Genomic DNA, 17,207 nt, shown 5'->3' on the forward strand with positions numbered 1-17,207 from the left:
TCATTCATATGAACCGAAAAATCCGCAACCGGCTATTCACATTTCACACATGGCTTGGCCTGCACCTGTCAATCTTTTTTGCCTTCATGTTTCTGACAGGCACATTGCTCGTTTTTGGCAATGAGCTGGAATCGATTGCCCGACCGGCGGTTTGGACCACCATCTCTCAAAAGGAACGTACCGCCAGCTTTGGCATGATCTATGACAGTATCAAAAAGGCGCATCCCGACAGCACAATCCTTGCCATTGAAAAGCGCCCTGCCCCCTGGTTCGTGGATCGGACCTACAGCCGCACGGAGCGGGGAAAAAATGTAAGCTATTGGACGGACCCCAAAACCGGGGATGTTGTTCAAGAGACCGCCGATACAAATTTCCGCAACATTCTGCGCGATCTCCACGATACGTTTCTGACAACGAAACGACCCGTCTATCTCCTGATTTGCGCCTCATCCGTCCTGCTTCTGTTTCAGGCCGTAAGCGGCCTCATCACTTACCGGCGCTTCTGGAAAGGACTCTTTCGCTGGCCAAACCGCTCAGGTGGTCTCAGGCCCTGGGCCGGTGGCACTCACCGGCTTTTGGCGGTCTGGGCAGTACCACTGCTGGTCATAACTGCGATAACCAGTTTCTATTTCCTGCTGTTTGACCTGGGGTTTGATGGCACGACACCAAAACCCCTCCCCCCCGCAGACCGCGAAACCGCTCTGCCGGGAGACTTCAATTCAGCGATCATTGATGCCGCCGAAGAAAAGGCCCGTGCCGCACTTCCGGATTTCAAGCCGGCGGTCCTGATCATTCCCGGCCATAAATACGGCAGTCTCAATTTTGTCGGCCATCAGGCGGGGTTTTCGGAATTCAGCGGCGCGAGCACAGTATCCATTGATCCTGCAACCCTCGAAATTCTTGGGGCCTTCACGCCGAATGACTCTGGTGGAATGGCGCGCTGGCTGCACTTGATGGAAGTGCTGCATTTCGGCACCTGGGGTGGGACATTTTCAAAAGTGATTTGGTTTCTTCTGGGTCTCACGGCCTTTGGCGTCGCCTGCAGCGGTGCACTGATATTTGCCGCCAAGCTGACCCCGAACGCCACAAATTTTGGCCCGGTCAGGCGCATCTGGCGTGGGATGGGGCTGCTTCGATGGGCATATCTGGTGTTGTTGCTGGGCATCCTGATCGTTGCCTATATGCGCTTCAGCCCCGCATCTTATGCAAATGTGGAACCCGGGCCGCCTGATGCCTTCAGCCAGGACATACAGGCCACCTAGTGAATCCCGGCAACACGAAGAGCACAATTTCCACCTGACCGGAATCTGATGCACCAGCCCGGTAATCCGATCCGTTCATGTCTGCCCGGCCAGCACTTTGAGCAGGGTAAACCTGCTTCGCATGAGCAAAAACGCAAGCGCGGTGTAGATTGCCACCCCGGCCAACGTCCCGGCAATCAGCAACGTGATTTGCGGCCAACCGTTCAGGACCCGCACACATCCCAGAACACCCACCACCATGATCCCTGCCGTTGCCAGCGGTAAGGCGTGAAGCGAGACGAGGCTCAGAACCGGTTGTCCCGAGATGGCAGCCAGATTGGCGAATTTGAACGGCCATACGATGAGAAACGCCGCCACAAAACCGGCTGTCACAACCGTCAGCCCATACGGCGCGGCAAGGGTGATCGCCGCAGCAGCCAGCGCCACCTCGATCCAGGAAAGCAATGCCAGCCGCCCGGCCTGTCCTGCGGCTAGGCAAAAGGTCTGCTGCACCTTCTCGACGCACAGATACATACCAAAGACCGACATCAGACTCAGGACTGGGGCCGCCGGAGCCCATTTCTGACCGAAAAGCAGCACCAGCGCCGGTTCCGATAGAACCGCAAGCCCGGCAAAGGCCGGGAAAGCCACGAACCCGGTCAGGCGCATGACATCAAAAAGCAGCTCCACTGCCTGACCCCCACCCCGTGCCACTGCCCCAAAGGCGGGCTGTGCAACGGTACGCAAAGGTGTGATCATGAGGAACGAAGCAATCTCGACTACTCGCCATGCGATCGAATAGTACCCGGCCTGCACCGGCCCCAGCATCGCGCCGATAACCACTGCGGGCGATTGTACCGCAGCCAGTTCAGCGGCCCGCAATCCGATGATCCGGTGACTGAAATGCAAAATGTCGCGCATATGCTCCCGCGACACACGAAGGGCTGGCCGCCAGGACACTGCGCCCCAGGCCATTATGATATTCGTGGCAGTCATCGCCAGCCGCTGACCGACCAGGCTCCAGACACCGTAACCCGCCAGCGCCATGCCAATTCCGACGACCCCGCCAATGGCCGCCCCCAGTGCTGCGCGCAGCGCCAGAACACGAAACCGCATCTCACGCCGCAGGATCGCCACCGGCACGGCCGTCAGCGAAATCATCAGCACTGTCGGCGACAAACCGATCAGCAGCTGACCCGCAAGTTCTTCTTCGTAGAACACCGAAACCGGCCCTGCACCCAGATACAGCAGTACGGTCAGAACGGCCCCCAACAGCGCCAGCAGCCAGAACACCGAATTCAGCCGCTCGGACGACAACTCCTCATGAGTCAGCAATATCTCGGAGATGGATTCACGCACCAGAAATTCGGAAAACAAAACAAAGGCGGCCGCCATCGCCAGCAGGCCAAAAGCTTCGACCCCCAGAAGCCGGGCGAGAATGGCGAAAATGATGAAATTGAACGCCTGCTCGACCCAGATCCCGGCAGACATCCAGGCAACCCCGCTGGTGAAATTCTGCCGCCCTGACATCGGCCCTCTTCCTATAACCTTTTCCATCCGCATCCGGCTGTTTGCCGGGTGATAACGGTCTCAATACGTTCGCACCTGCTGTATGCAGTGTGAACAAGTACAAAACTTGACGTCGAAACGGTCGAATTTGGTCAAATTTATTGACTATGTTCAGTCTGTGCGTGTTCGAATACTATACAAGTACAGGGAATTACCCCCGTAGCGGTCCTTATGCCACACATGTCATGCGGGTGGGCACGGGACAGGATATATTGAGTGAATAAAGGGTTTCTATTTTCATGAACAAAGTCGCAGAGCGGATCGACGCGGGCAGTGCCGCGACCGATGAGCCAACTATGGCGAATACAACAGGCATGAGCCTGAGCGTGGTCATCCCCGCCTATAACGAGGAAAACGCCGTCCGCCATACTGTCGAAGATGTGCGCAGCCATCTCGAGCCGCTGGGTATTCCATACGAGATCATCGTGGTGGACGATGCCAGTCAGGACAACACCCGCGCCGAGGCCGAAGCCAGCGGCGCCACCGTCACCTTCAACGATGTCAATTCCGGATATGGTGCCAGCCTCAAGCGCGGCGTGCGGATGGCGCAGTATGAATATGTGGCGATCCTTGATGCCGACAGCACCTATCCCGCGCGGTACCTGCCGGGCATGCTGGCCATGTGCCGCGATCAGGATATGGTGGTGGGCGACCGGGGCGCCGCGATGAAGAACGTGCCGCTGCTGCGGAAGCCGGCCAAGAAATTCCTGTTCGCCTTTGCTTCATTCCTGGCCGAGCGCAAGATCAACGACCTCAATTCCGGCCTGCGCGTCTTTCGCAAATCCGAACTGATCCCGTTCCTGCCGCTGCTGCCGCAGAACTTTTCCTTCACCACCACGATCACGCTGTGCATGACCTCGAACGGCAAGCGGATGATCTATACGCCGATCGAATACGGCAAGCGGGTGGGAAAATCGAAAATCCGGCCGATCGACTTTCTGAACTTTATCATCCTGATCCTGCGCATCAGTACTTTGTTCAATCCGCTCCGGGTCTTTATCCCGCTGGGGCTGGCGTTTTTCGCTCTGGGCTTTTTCAAGACAGTTTATGACCTGACTCAGTGGAACCTCAGTGAAACCGCTGTGTTCTCGTTCCTTGCGGCGATCATGATCTGGTCGCTGGGACTGATCGCCGACATGATCTCGCGTCTGCATCTCAGACCCTGACCGGACATGACACATACATTCCGAGCCAGCAAAGGAACTGCGCACGTGACGGACGTTTCCCAATCCGATGGCAGCGGCGGCAAGCCTGACATTATCATTTTGGGCGCCGGTCCCGCCGGACTGGCCGCCGCCCATGCCCTTGCCGGTCAGGCCAAGGTGACCGTGATCGAACGCGCCCCCGTTGCGGGCGGCAATTCGGCCTCATTCCCGGTTGAAGGCGTGATCTGCGACTATGGTTCGCACCGGTTTCATCCGGCAGCAGAACCCGAGGTTCTGGCCGATGTGAAAGCCCTGCTGGGTGACGATCTGCTGCTGCGTCCGCGCCATGGGCGCATCCGGCTGGGTGGCAAGTGGATTCACTTCCCGCTGAAACTGACCGATGCGCTGATGCGCCTGCCCAAACCCTTTGCCGCGTCGCTGATCGGGGACATGGTGCTGAAACCTTTCCGCAAGAAAAATCAGGGGGCAGAGACATTCTCGACCGTGCTTTATGACGGGCTGGGACCGACGATTTCGGACAATTTCTATTTCCCCTACGTGCGCAAGCTTTGGGGGCTGGACCCGGACAAGCTGGCGGTCAAGCTGGCAGAACGCCGGGTCGGCAGCGGGTCGGTCGGCAAGATCCTGATGAAGATGATGCGTCTGTTGCCGGGGTTGCGTAGTGAAACCGCCGGGCGGTTTTTCTATCCGCGCAAAGGGTTCGGGCAAATCTCGGACGCGATGCAGGAGAGTGCACGCGCATCCGGTGTTGAATTCCTGTTCAACACCGAGATCACCGGGATCGACCGGGACGGCGACCGCATCACCGGCCTGACGATCCGCGAAGGCGAAGACGAACGGCAACTGACCGGCGACCTGATCCTGTCGACCATTCCACTGACCGGGCTGACACGCCTGATCGACGCGCCCCCGCCCGAGGTGGTCGAGGCCGCCCGCGCCATTCGCTTCCGGGGCATGATCCTGCTGTATCTGGTTCTTGAGACCGACCAGTTCACCGAGTTCGACGCGCATTATTTCCCGGAGCTGTCGATCCCGATCAGCCGCATGTCGGAACCCAAGAACTATAATGCCAGTGGCGAGCCAAAGGGTGTCACCGTGCTGTGCGCCGAATTGCCCTGCGATCCGGATGAAAAGTGGTGGTCCATGTCCGACGAGGAACTGGGGCAGGAGTTCACCAAATGGCTGGGCCAGCTGGGTCTGCCGGTTACTGTGCCGGTGCGCCGCTGCGAAACCCGGCGGCTGAGCCACGCCTATCCGGTTTACGATGTGGGTTACGAGGCGCGGTTCGATACGGTGGATCAGTGGCTCTCAGATCTGGACGGATTGCTCGTATTTGGACGACAGGGCCTGTTCGCCCATGACAATACCCATCACGCCTTTGCCATGGCCTATGGGGCGGCAGATTGCATTGATGGCAAGGGCCGGGTCGACCGCGCAAAATGGAACAATTATCGCGAGGTCTTCGCCACCCACGTGGTGGAAGACTGACCCATGCCCGACTGGCAGGCCGATATCCTGATGTATCACTCGATCTCGGATGCGCCGGGGCCGACCTCGATCGCGCCCGACATCTTTGCCGCACAGATGCAGGCACTGGCCGCCTCCGGCCTGCCGGTGGTGACGCCGGACGCTCTGGCCAATCCGCCCGACCGCCGCGTGGTCATCATCAGTTTCGATGACGGGTTTGCTGATTTTGCCGATACCGCCTGGCCCATCCTGCGTGATCACGGGTTCTGCCCGATCGTCTATCTGCCCTCGGGCCTGATGGGTGGTGCGGACAGCTGGGCCGGGGGCAACACCCCGCCCCGCCCCCTGATGGATTGGGACAAAGTCGCAGCACTGGCCGGTGAAGGGGTCTGTTTTGGCGCGCACAGTATCAGCCATTCCGATCTTTCCACGCTGGATCCGGAAACGCTGGAGGAGGAAGTGACCGGATCGGGGCAGGACATTGCCGCGCGGCTTGGCCAACCGATCCGACATTTCGCGCCCCCATACGGTGCCTCGAACAACAGCGTGCTCAGGCAGATCGCGCAGCATTACGACACCTCAGTCGGCACAAGGCTGGGTGTGGCCGGACCGGGGGATGACATCCACGATCTGCCCCGGCTTGAGATGTTCTATTTCACCGACATCGCCCGCTGGCGGGCTCATCTTGCCGGGCGGGGCGGCCCATATCTTACGGCCCGCAAAATAATGCGGAACGTCCGTGCAATGGTGCGGGGAAAATCATGGTGAGCAAGTTCTTTTCTGCCCGTAGCTATGGCCGGACACATGGGCAGACGCGTAAAATCCGGCAAATTGGTTCTCAAAAAGTGACTGGTACAAACACATGCATATTCTGGTTACCGGCGGCGCCGGGTTCATCGGCTCTCATCTGACGGAACGGCTGATCAGCGAAGGTCATCGGGTCACGATCCTCGATGATCTTTCGACCGGGCTCATGTCCAATCTTGCCACTGTGGCGGATCATCCGGAGTTCACCTTTGTCAAAGGCAGCATTCTTGACCGGCAACTGGTCGCCGAGTTGGTGCGCCCCGCCGATGTCGTCTTTCATCTGGCCGCAGCCGTTGGCGTCAAGCTGATCATGGACGAACCCAGCCGATCAATCCTGACCAATGTGGCAGGAACCGAGAACGTGCTGGATGCTGCGCTGGTGAACAACACGCACACCTTCATCGCCTCAAGCTCTGAGGTCTATGGCAAGAGCACGAATTTCCCGTTTCAGGAAGAAGGCGACCTGACCATTGGCGCCACGCGCAACCTGCGCTGGTCCTATGCCTGCGCCAAGACACTGGACGAGTTTCTGGCGCTGGCGCATGCGCGGGAATCCGGCCTGCCGGTCACGGTTCTGCGGTTCTTCAACACCACAGGCCCCCGACAGACGGGGCGCTATGGCATGGTGCTGCCAAACTTTGTGAAGGCCGCGCTGGAGGGCGCCCCACTGATGGTTCATGGCACCGGAGAACAGTCGCGCTGTTTCGGCCATGTGGCCGATGTGGTCGAAGCCATGTGCCGGCTGATGATCCTGCCGGACGCGCGCGGCGACGTCTTCAATGTCGGAACGGATCAGGAGGTCACGATCCGCGCCCTGGCGGAACAGGTCATCCGGACGACCGGCTCTGCCTCGGAAATCCAATGCGTTCCCTATGACACGGTTTATCCCGAAGGGTTCGAGGATATGCAGCGCCGCCTGCCGGATGTCTCGAAACTGGAGCGTGTCACCGGGTTCCGCCCGATGCGTTCGCTGCAGCAGATCATTGATGACATTGTCGTCGAAATGAAACGTCCGGTCTCCGCATGAACGGACAGACGCCGATCCAGACAGGTAGCGCGCCGTGACCGATCTGGTGATCGGGTCCGGCCCGTCCGGGGTCTCGGTGGCCACTGCCCTTCTGGACCGTGGCCGTCAGGTTCTGATGCTGGACGGCGGCCGCAAGCTTGAAACCGCAGCGCAGAAGCGCCGCGATCATCTGGCAGCCTTGGACCCGGACGACTGGTCCGCCGCCGATCAGCAAAGCTGGCAGGCGCCACAGTTCGATACACCGCCCGGACAGGTACGCAGGTTCGGTTCGGATTTTGCCATGGTGCCGGGTGAAAAGACGCTGGTTTCGACCCAAGGGATCGGCTTGCGCGCCTCACATGCCGAAGGCGGGCTGTCCAACCTCTGGGGCTCGGCCGTATTGCCGAACCGTGCCGCCGATATCACCGACTGGCCATTTGGTATCGAGGATCTGGCACCACATTACCGGGCGGTCGCGAAATTTCTGCCCGTGAGTGGCCAGGTGGACGAACTACAGACCCTGTTCCCCGCCTTTTCGATGCAGGAAAGAGTGCCACTGGCCCCCTCGCCACAGGCCGAGCGAATGCTGGATCTGCTGAGCCGCCATAAAACCGGGCTTGCAGATCTGCACACCCGCGCAGGCGCGGCGCGATTGGCCGTCGATCCCGGCTGCCGGTATTGTGGCCAATGCCTGCACGGCTGCCCGTGGGGCCATATATATTCAGCCAGACAAACCCTCGGCGATCTGCGGCATCACGCTGCCTTCCGCCATCGCGCCGGTCTTGCCTGCAGGTTCGAGGAACACGGTGACCACGTGACAGTGCTGCTGGACAGCGGTGAAACCTTGCGGGCTGATCGTATCTTCATTGCCGCCGGTGTTCTGGAAACGGCGCGTCTGCTTCTGACGTCATCTCCGGACCCCACGGCAAGTTTGCGGCTGCAGGACAGTCAGCATTTCTTTCTGCCCAGCCTGCACCGTTGGCGCGCACCACGCCACGTCGACCAGAGGCCCTATCACACCTTGCCGCAGATTTTCATCGAACTGGATGATCCGGACATTTCACCAAACCTCGTGCATGCCCAAATCTATACATGGAACGAATTCTACGCCCATGATCTGATCAGCAGTTATGGTGCCAGATTACCGGGTTCTGCCCCCTTGTGGAGGATGCTGGCCCGGCGGCTGATCGTGGCGCAGGCCTTTCTGCATTCGGCACACTCGGCCCGGATCGACCTGACACTGTCCACTGATGGGCGACTCGCCCCAACGGTGATAGACAATGACGAAACCGAAAAGGTTATCGGACTGGCCACATCCCGGCTTTCACAGGTTTTGAAACTGGCGGGGCTTTCGCCACTCAGCTTCGCCCGCCGTCCGGGTGATGCGGGGTCCAGCTTTCACGTGGGTGGGTCGGTTCCGATGGCCAGAAAACCCGGTTCGGGACAGGCCGATATTCTGGGGCGCCCCAAGGGTTTGTCGCGGGTGCATCTTGTCGACGCCTCAAGCCTGCCCAGTATTCCGGCAACGACCATCACATTCTCGGTCATGGCCAACGCCCATCGCATCGGAACGCTGGCCCCCTGACACCGAAGCCTGCCGTCAGTCCAGTTCGCGGACGATCCGGATCGCATGTCCGTAGTCGCGGTTGTTGTAATGCGGATCAACACGATATCCTGATCGGCTTTGCCAGGCAGATGAAGCCGCTTCACCACCACGAAGGGTTCGGAATTCGCACACCTCCCGGGAATTAGGAGAGCCGTCGCGCTTTGCGGAAGTATGGTACGCCTCGTAACAGTCCTCGACCCACTCGAAGCCGTTTCCGTGCATGTCATACAGGCCGAAACCATTGGGCGGGTGCATTCCAACCGGCGCCGGGCGGCGTTCGGTCCATATGGACGAGCAGTTGACGCAAACGGCATTGTTGTTTCCCACGTCATTTCCCCAAGGAAAGCGCGTTACCGTCCTGGCCCGGGCGGCATATTCCCATTCAGCGTCTGCCGGCAAACGATAGGTGTGCCCCGTCTTCGCGCTGAGATAGTCGACATAGGCCTTTGCATCACGCCATTCGACAATCGTCATGGGCTGGTCATCACGATAATCCGCCTCCAGATCGGGAAAGTACGGATCCCGTCCGGTTATCGCCAGCCATTCTGGATCTGCCTGAGCCTGCCGCCATTGCCCATAAGTGATCTCGTACCGGGAAAACGCTAATGCCTGGGGTATGCGGACCAACCGCCGCGGACCTTCCTGATTGGCAAATTTGAGGTTCTGCCGAAGCGGCGGAAACTCAAACAGGTGCATATAGCGCCCTTCTTCGAAAACCGGCGTACCGAGCAGAAAATAGCCATGAGGAACCTCGACCATTTCAGGGCAGTCTGCGCAATCCTGAAAAACACGGCCCGCTACAACCAGTTCATCACCGGGCTGGCGCAAGGGCAGAAACTGAGCCGTTACAAAAAGCGCCACGCGCTTGATACGTGAAAGATCCGGCTCGGGCAGGGTTTCATGCTTTTCGGTCGCTCTCATGACGGCATCGAGATCACGCAGAGCCGCATTGGCAATCAGCGTCGTTGCGATCGCGCCAAGTACCAATATTGCGATAATCGAAAGGCCCAGAAACACTATCCAGAGCAACCGCAACGCCCGACGTGCAATGCGCCAAAACAACGAGTGCCTGATCGCTTCGCCGCCCGAAGCGCTGTGAGACACCATAGGAAGCCCCCCCAGGTTTCCATGGCACTATACCTTATTTTCTACCTAAACCCAAACTCGAACGCCCCTGCCTCCAGCGACCGGGCCAGTGACCGGTCTCCTTTTGCATGCGCTGCTCGGGCCAGCGCGGCGCCATAAGATTGAAGCACCGAAGCTTCATGCCAGATATCGATGAATGCCTTGCGCGCGGCAGCTCCCTGCCCTGCGCGGCGATCCGGCTGGTGCTGCAGATCGCGCATCGCCGCAATCAGATCCTCTTCGGTTTCAAAAAGCGATCCGCCCCCTGCCCGCTCGACAATCTCGGGGAATGGACCCAACCGACGGGCAATCACCGGCGTTCCCAGACGGAAGCTTTCGATCAGGATGATGCCGAAGGTTTCATAACAGACCGACGGCACGATCAGCCCGATGGCGCCCCGGTAATAGGCGTTGAGTTCCTCAAGCGTCTTGCGACCCAGAAATTTGATCCGGTCATTGCCCGCAGCCTGTTTTTTCAGCTCATCCGCATAGTCGCCATCACCAAGTATAAGCAGATCGGCATCGGGATAGCGGTCAAAGGCCGGGAACACGTCCTGCAGCCCTTTGATCTTTTCCAAACGCCCGACAAACAGGAAATAGGGGCGCTCATGCGCTGCCGGGTCCGGCAATGCGTCCTGGTCGATATCGGGCAGGAAATACGGCAGCACCTGCATGTCCTGACGCAGGCCGAATTCACGGTGTTTGGCGCGGCTGAATTCGCTTTTGGCGATAATAAGATCCATATGATCCAGCGCCCGGTCCAGCGCGCCGGTATAACGCCACAGCTGCGGCGGGCGCCTGTAGTTCAGCACACAGCGCAGGCATTGGCGCTCGTCGCACAGCTCGCGTCCGTGTCGCCACAGAACATGGGTGGGGCAGACCAGCCAGTGCTCATGCGCCTCATAAACCTTCAGCCCCTCGCCCATCGGCAACAGGCCCGGTCCGCCAATCAGGGATGTGTTGTTGTGCCAGATGATATCCGGCTGCCGCTCGGCCAGTATCTCGCGGATGCGGCCGGCATGAACGACCGGGCGGCCAAGCTGCTGGGTCAACAGGTTCGACATCATGCCATTGCGGCTGCGCAGCCCGATCCGCCGCACCCCGTCGGGGTCGCCCTCGGGCTGGGGTTTGCCGCCAAGGATCAGATAGCTGTCCTCGTCATGCACCACCGTCACGTCGTGTCCCCGCGCCACCAGCGCCCGGGCCATGCGCTGAATCCCCACGGCGTCACCTCCGAAGGAATAGGGCGGGTAAAATGTGGTGAACATCAAAATGCGCAACGACTGCATGCGAAATATACCAGATTACCAATGACTTTCCGGTATGAAACACGATCCGGGCAACAATCGAAAGGCACAAGCCGTGCGATTGCCCGGATCGCACCCGGTGTTGCGGACATGCTGCAAATACATGCGGGCTGGCACAGGCCGTGACCACAGCATGTGCAAATGCGGCGCACATGCTATGATCGGGAAATAGTTCAGAAATTTGGCCCGAAACCGCTTCAGATGCAGACCGATCCCCCCCGAGAACCCCTTCATGTCGTCGAAATGGGCACCCAGTTCGGCATGGGTGGCATCACCCGCCATATCCTTGGTCTGAGCGACTGGCTGCAGGCGCGAAACCATCGTGTCACGCTGGCGGGAACGGCCGATATCTGGGCGGGGCCTGACCGGCAATCGGGGTTTCTGGACCTGCCGACCCGCTATGTCGCGGGCGACGGGGGCAGCATCGCCAACCGGCTGCGCCATACGGCGGTTGCGGCCTGGCGGCTGCGGCGCTGGCTGGCGGAGAACCCGGTCGACCTGATCCATTGCCATGAATCCGCGCCTGCACTGGTCGCCAATCTGGCCCGCACCGGGCGGCGTATTCCGGTGGCTGTCACCTATCACGGGTCCGAGCCCGAGCGGATCGCCGCATTCGGCCGGATTGCCGCAAAATGCGATCTGGTGATCACGCCCAGCCACCGCTCGGCCGAGGATCTGGCCACCATCGGCAATGTGCCGCAGGACAAGCTGAAGGTCATAGGGCTGGGCGTCACACCTCCGCCCGAAGACAGCGCGGAAGAGATCGCAAAGCTGCGCGCCGACCTGCTTGGAGATGGCGACAGGGTGATCGTCACGCTGGCCCGCCTGTTGCCGCAAAAAGGGATCGACATTCTGATCGACTGCGTCGCGCGGATGAAAGAGACCCATCCCGGTTACCGTTTCATCGTCGCAGGCGACGGGCCGGACGAGGCGCAGCTGCATGCGCTGGCGCAGGAAAAGGGCCTCGGCAAGCACCTGCGTTTCATTGGCCGCACGGACAAACCGATCCGGCACCTGCGCGCGGCTGACCTGTTCCTGCTGACCTCGCGGTGGGAGGCGCTGCCCTTTACCATCGCCGAGGCGTTTCAGGCCGGAACCCCCGCCGTGGCCACCGCCTGCTCGGGCGTGGTCGAACTGATCGACGACAGTGTCGGTGCGGTTGTCCCCATCGGCGATATCGACGCGATCTGCGCAGCCGTGGCGGATGTCCTGTCAGACGAGGACCGCCGCCGCGCCCTTGCGGAAAATGCCCTGAAACGCAGCCAGGAAGACCGGTTCGATCCGGATTGGGTGCACCGCCAGTTCGAAAAGACCTATTACGATCTGGCTGAACGCCAAGGGTGACACCGCCTATCAGGGGCGTTTGGTGATGTAGCCCCAGACCTCGCCCAGCGTCCATGCCGTTGACAGCAGCATGACATAAGGCAACGTCTTGAGATATCGCATGCCCCGCCCCTTGCTGGCCTGCAGCTTGTAGTGGCGCACCCAGAGCAGCGGCGGGATCAGCGGCCCCGCCAGGATCAGCATCAGGCGCTTTGCGTTGCTTTGATTGCGCACCCGGATCTCACCAAACAGACGGCCCCAGTCGAACCGCTCGGGCAGCAATTCCCGGAAGGTTGCCTTGGGCCGATGGTGATGTACGACCACCTCGTTCGACAGCCACAGTTCCTCGCCCTGTTCGATCAGGTGCCAGTGCACGATCGGCTCGTGATAGCGGTCTTTCCATAGGTGCTGCGTCTCGTCCAACGCCTTGCGGCTATAGGTCAGGTTCACATCCGACACCCAATCGGCAGGGCCGGTTTCGAACGGTCGCCCGTAGCGACCGAAATCGGTGACGTAAAAGGCCCAGTTCAGCGGGCTGACCGGCTCCATGCATTCAATCGCGCCGCCGATCACGTTCTTGCCGGTTTCCGCATAGAGACGCACGATGGTGCGCGCCCAGTCCGATTGCGGCAGGCCGCGGTCTTCGAGAATGCCGATGATGTCGCCCGTGGCCGCGGCCAGCCCGGCCGAGCGGCGGCGATCATAAAGCTCGTGCTTGCCTGCCTCGGAGGTGATCGGGCGGATGGGGTCGATCACACCAAGGTCCAGAAACCGCACCTCGGGGTAGTCATCGGCGTATTGGGCAACATCCGCGACGCTGGCGTCATAGGGAATGATCACATCCAGCGGCGGCGGGTCGTCAAAACTGCGTACCGCTTCGAGGAAATCCCGCACGTAGCTGCCGCCTTGCACGATGGTCAGAACGATGGAAAGGGTTGGATCGCTGCTCATCGGATTTTCATGTCCCCTAGATTGTCCAGTTCAACCGGCTGTCCGCTGCGCGAACTTTCCGGCACGGCGGCGGCGATCTCGACCGCGCGCAGACCGGCATAACCGTCGGCGCAGTTCAGGCCGGTCTCGCCCCGGGTCAGCCGGATGAAATCGGCCAATTCCTCGCCAAAGGACAGGATGGCGGTCGTCTTCCAGGATTTCAGTTTTTCGCGCACCATGATTTCCGGATAGAATTTGCGCACCCGCTTGGGTGCTCCACCCGGCTTGTCCATGGTGATGACAAGGTTCTGCATCGGCGCATAGGCCCCGCGCACCATACCGTGCGATCCGTAAACCTCGATCACACTCTGATAGCCTTTCCAGTCATTCCAGCAGGCCTGATAGATCGCCGCGATGCCATCGGGGTTCTTGAAGATCGCCATTGCGTTGTCTTCCGACCCCGGCACATTCCAGACCGTGTTGCTGGTCACCCCGTAAACGCTGGTGATTTCGCCCAGAATAAAGCGCGCCATATCGGTCATGTGGATGCCCACATCCCACAGGGCGCCACCCCCGGAAAACTCGGCCTTGTATTCCCAGTCGTGGGTGAAATGCCCCAGACCATCATGGCCGCCATAGATGCGGACATGATCGATCTCTCCGATCTCACCGGATGTAGCGACTTCTTTCACATGGGCAAAGGAAGGGTAGTAACGCATGTTGAACCCTGCCCCCAAAGCCTTGCCCGCCTTTTCCGCCGCCGCAACGATCCGCCTTGCTCCTTCTACTGTCGGAGCCAGTGGTTTTTCGGTCAGCACATGCAGCCCTTCGTCAAAGGCACGCAGGCACAGCGGTTCACGTACATGCGCGGGGGTCGAGATCACCACCGCATCCATCGGCGTGGCAAAGAACCGGTCCAGATCGGTAAAGGCCGGCGCACCATCCGCCACAGCCACGGCGCGATGAAACTCCAGATCCAGAACCGCCGCCAATTCGGCGTCAGGAGACTCGAGAATGTTCTGAACCCGCATCTGGCCGATCTTTCCGGCCGCCCCGATCACACCGATCTTCATTCAATTCCTCATTAACAATCGCGGGCGCGCAACAGAGCTACACCCGGCATCTCTAACAATAATTCACCTTCAAGCGGAGTAGCATAGGCTGTGCCCCTGCGCTAGGTTTCTCAAAGACAACGCATCGCCGGGGACCGTGGATTTGACGAAGGACAAGAGACCGTGACAGCCGCCGGACCGAACCATCTCAGCGGCAAGGCCGTCTTCGTGACCGGAGCTACAGGTTTTGTCGGCAAGCGGCTTATTCCAGCCCTTCTGGAGGCTGGCGCCAAGGTCACTGCATTGCTGCGCAGCCGCCACGGGGCGCAAGCGCTTGAAGCGATGGGAGTGCGTGTCACAACCGGTTCGCTTGACGACGGGGTCGCCATGGAATCCGCCCTGCACGGGCAGGAGGTTCTGTTTAATCTTGCCTATGACATGCGTGCGCCAGCCGCCGACAACCTTGCCGCTTTTGACGTACTCAGAACGGCAGCGGATGCCGCAGGGATCGGACGGATCATCCATATCAGTTCCATCGTCGTCTACGACGGCTGGCCGCAGGATGACCTGACCGAGGACAGTCCCCTGTCCGGGACCGGGGGTACGCCGTACCGGCAGGCCAAAATGGCCATGGAACAGGCTCTAATAAAGGGGAATTGCCCGGTTGCGATTCTGCAGCCAACACTGGTTTATGGCCCCGGAAGCATGCTCTGGACTGATCGGCTGGCCGACTGGATGGCGGCGGGCAGCGTGGTTCTGCCGGACCCCGAGGGGCTGTGCAACGCAGTTTTCGTCGACGATCTGGTTCAGGCCATGCTGTGTGCGGCACGGCTGGAAAATCTGGGGCAGGAGCGGTTCATTATCTCAGGCGCTGACCCCTTTGCCTGGTCGGATCTGCTGGCCGGTTACGGCGATATCATGGGTCGGGGCTCGGTGCGTCACATCCCGCTTGCAACGCTAGAGGCCGGGTTGCCGCCTGAGGAGCAGGGCGAAGTGCCCGATACACCTCCGCTGGCCGCCCGGATCAGCGCCGCTGCGCGAACCTGGATCGGCAGGGAAAGGTTTGAAAAATTGGTGCGCGCGGTGAAACGGCGGCTGCCTGCGCAGGGCGAAGTATATCCTGATCGTTACATGCTGGAGCTGTTCTCGACCCGGGGGCACTGCCGGATCGATCACGCCCGCGCCCGGCTGGGCTATGCGCCTGTTCATGACCTTGATGCCGGGCTGGCCGCCACCCGCGCCTATCTTGAGTCCAGGTTTGGAAAATAATTATCCTTTATAATAAGTTACCATTCAATTTCAGGGACGAGTAAATTTGATCCATATCGCCGTTGACGCAACACCTTGGGACAATGAACGCGGCTTTGGCCGGTTCACACGTAATCTGATCACCGCTCTGGCGGCTCGCGATAGCGGTTTTCGCTACACGCTTCTGTTCGATCAGGAACCGGCGCGGCCGGTGCCGGATGGGGTGGAAACCCTTGTTGCAGGATCTGAATTGTCGATGTCCGAGGCCTCATCGGGGGCCAGGGCCCGGGGCGGGGCTGACCTGCTGACGATGGCCAAATCGGCACGGCGGATTGACTGCGATGCCTTCTTTTATCCGGCGGTTTATTCCTATTTTCCCCTGCCCGCCCGGCGCCCCACGGTGGTGTGTTATCACGACACCATCCCCGAACGCTTTCCCGACCTCATCTTTCCCAAACGCCTGAATTTCCGGCTGTGGCAGGCGAAATGCTGGCTGGCCAAGATGCAGGCAACCCGGGTGATGACGATATCGGACGCCTCGGCAGATGATCTGACACGCATCCTGCGCATTCCCCGTGACAAGATTGACATCATCACCGAAGGGGCCGAACCCGTCTTTCGGCCCATCCATGAAAATTCGGCTCTAACACAGGCCAGAAAGGCCTATGGCATTCCACCTGATGCACCGCTTCTGGTCTATCTGGGCGGCTTCAACCGGCACAAGAACGTGCTGCGCCTGATCGAAGCCATGCCGGATATTCTTGCACAGGTGCCGCAGGCGCGTCTGGCCATTGTCGGGCGCACGACCGGGGCGCGGTTCTGGGACAATATCGAAGACCTCAAGGCCAGCGCCGCTGCCGATGCGGCCCGCTCGGAAAGCATCGTGTTCACCGGTGAAATCGACGATCCGGATCTGGCCGCCCTGCTGAATACCGCGGATGCGCTGGTCTTTCCCTCGCTTTGGGAAGGGTTCGGCCTGCCCGCACTCGAGGCAATGTCCTGCGGCACACCCGTCCTGTCCTCGGATCGCGGCAGCCTGCCCGAAGTGGTGGGTGCTGGCGGGCTTTACTTCGACCCGCTTTCCAGTCAGGCACTGGCTGCTCAGGCCATCCGCCTGCTGACCGAACCCCATCTGCAAACAGACCTGTCACAAAAGGCGTTAATGCAGGCTTCGGGCTTTAGCTGGGACAAGGGCGCGGCACTAGCTGAGGAGTCATTCCGGCGTGCGTTGCACGCAAAATAGCGAAAAACCGGCCTGTTCATTTTTTTCGAGCAGCCCTGAACAATTCCACCCGCCGCTCATAATTGAGCCCTTTTCGGAAACACAGTACTGCGGTCTCGAACAGGGCTGACAAATTTG

General features: G+C 60.0%; 14 protein-coding genes. 9 read left to right on the forward strand and 5 right to left on the reverse strand.

Going from position 1 to position 17,207, the window contains the following annotated elements; genetic code table 11:
* Nucleotides 1–8 precede the first annotated feature (8 nt).
* Nucleotides 9–1,262 carry a PepSY-associated TM helix domain-containing protein gene (locus ACR0NW_RS21670; protein ID WP_480791926.1) on the forward strand — a complete coding sequence of 418 codons (1,254 nt, stop codon included), beginning with the start codon at nt 9–11 and terminating at the stop codon, nt 1,260–1,262.
* A 75-nt stretch (nt 1,263–1,337) separates the two neighbouring features.
* On the opposite strand, the gene ACR0NW_RS21675 is transcribed toward ACR0NW_RS21670, so the two are convergent.
* On the reverse strand, nt 1,338–2,771 hold the full coding sequence (locus ACR0NW_RS21675) for a lipopolysaccharide biosynthesis protein (RefSeq protein WP_480732039.1): 1,434 nt from the start codon (nt 2,769–2,771) through the stop codon (nt 1,338–1,340).
* A gap of 278 nt (nt 2,772–3,049) precedes the next feature.
* Here ACR0NW_RS21675 and ACR0NW_RS21680 point away from each other — a divergent pair, with 278 nt between their 5' ends.
* From ACR0NW_RS21680 to ACR0NW_RS21700, 5 genes are all read left to right on the forward strand, one after another.
* Nucleotides 3,050–3,976, forward strand: a complete 927-nt coding sequence (locus tag ACR0NW_RS21680; protein ID WP_170656592.1) for a glycosyltransferase family 2 protein — start codon at nt 3,050–3,052, stop codon at nt 3,974–3,976.
* 45 nt (nt 3,977–4,021) lie between these two features.
* A complete protein-coding gene (locus ACR0NW_RS21685; protein WP_480791927.1) occupies nt 4,022–5,464 on the forward strand; it encodes a protoporphyrinogen/coproporphyrinogen oxidase in 1,443 nt (480 codons plus the stop codon).
* Between the two features lie 3 nt (nt 5,465–5,467).
* Nucleotides 5,468–6,211, forward strand: coding sequence for a polysaccharide deacetylase family protein (locus ACR0NW_RS21690; RefSeq protein ID WP_480791928.1), 744 nt, complete (start codon nt 5,468–5,470; stop codon nt 6,209–6,211).
* A gap of 94 nt (nt 6,212–6,305) precedes the next feature.
* Nucleotides 6,306–7,277: an NAD-dependent epimerase/dehydratase family protein gene (locus tag ACR0NW_RS21695; RefSeq protein WP_170656598.1), complete on the forward strand. Its 972-nt coding sequence runs from the start codon at nt 6,306–6,308 to the stop codon at nt 7,275–7,277.
* A gap of 34 nt (nt 7,278–7,311) precedes the next feature.
* Nucleotides 7,312–8,841, forward strand: a complete 1,530-nt coding sequence (locus tag ACR0NW_RS21700) for a GMC oxidoreductase (protein WP_480791929.1) — start codon at nt 7,312–7,314, stop codon at nt 8,839–8,841.
* Between the two features lie 15 nt (nt 8,842–8,856).
* On the opposite strand, the gene ACR0NW_RS21705 is transcribed toward ACR0NW_RS21700, so the two are convergent.
* Both ACR0NW_RS21705 and ACR0NW_RS21710 read right to left on the reverse strand, forming a co-directional pair.
* Nucleotides 8,857–9,969, reverse strand: a complete 1,113-nt coding sequence (locus ACR0NW_RS21705; RefSeq protein WP_480791930.1) for a formylglycine-generating enzyme family protein — start codon at nt 9,967–9,969, stop codon at nt 8,857–8,859.
* A 41-nt stretch (nt 9,970–10,010) separates the two neighbouring features.
* The gene (locus tag ACR0NW_RS21710) at nt 10,011–11,276 is read right to left on the reverse strand and encodes a glycosyltransferase family 4 protein (protein WP_480791931.1); all 1,266 of its coding nucleotides are present in this window, start codon (nt 11,274–11,276) and stop codon (nt 10,011–10,013) included.
* 219 nt (nt 11,277–11,495) lie between these two features.
* On the opposite strand from ACR0NW_RS21710, the gene ACR0NW_RS21715 reads away from it, so the two are divergent.
* Complete coding sequence (locus ACR0NW_RS21715) at nt 11,496–12,638, forward strand: glycosyltransferase family 4 protein (RefSeq protein ID WP_480791932.1); 1,143 nt, start codon at nt 11,496–11,498, stop codon at nt 12,636–12,638.
* Nucleotides 12,639–12,647: 9 nt separating this feature from the next.
* On the opposite strand, the gene ACR0NW_RS21720 is transcribed toward ACR0NW_RS21715, so the two are convergent.
* Together ACR0NW_RS21720 and ACR0NW_RS21725 are read right to left on the reverse strand one after the other, a co-directional pair.
* The gene (locus ACR0NW_RS21720; protein WP_480791933.1) at nt 12,648–13,568 is read right to left on the reverse strand and encodes a glycosyltransferase family 2 protein; all 921 of its coding nucleotides are present in this window, start codon (nt 13,566–13,568) and stop codon (nt 12,648–12,650) included.
* Complete coding sequence (locus ACR0NW_RS21725; protein ID WP_480791934.1) at nt 13,565–14,620, reverse strand: Gfo/Idh/MocA family protein; 1,056 nt, start codon at nt 14,618–14,620, stop codon at nt 13,565–13,567. The genes ACR0NW_RS21720 and ACR0NW_RS21725 overlap by 4 nt, the downstream gene beginning before the upstream one ends.
* 162 nt (nt 14,621–14,782) lie before the next feature.
* On the opposite strand from ACR0NW_RS21725, the gene ACR0NW_RS21730 reads away from it, so the two are divergent.
* Both ACR0NW_RS21730 and ACR0NW_RS21735 read left to right on the forward strand, forming a co-directional pair.
* Nucleotides 14,783–15,868: an NAD-dependent epimerase/dehydratase family protein gene (locus ACR0NW_RS21730; RefSeq protein ID WP_480791935.1), complete on the forward strand. Its 1,086-nt coding sequence runs from the start codon at nt 14,783–14,785 to the stop codon at nt 15,866–15,868.
* A 46-nt stretch (nt 15,869–15,914) separates the two neighbouring features.
* On the forward strand, nt 15,915–17,090 hold the full coding sequence (locus ACR0NW_RS21735) for a glycosyltransferase family 4 protein (protein WP_480791936.1): 1,176 nt from the start codon (nt 15,915–15,917) through the stop codon (nt 17,088–17,090).
* Nucleotides 17,091–17,207 lie beyond the last annotated feature (117 nt).

The sequence above is a fragment of the Ruegeria sp. CF5 genome (genome assembly GCF_056537325.1).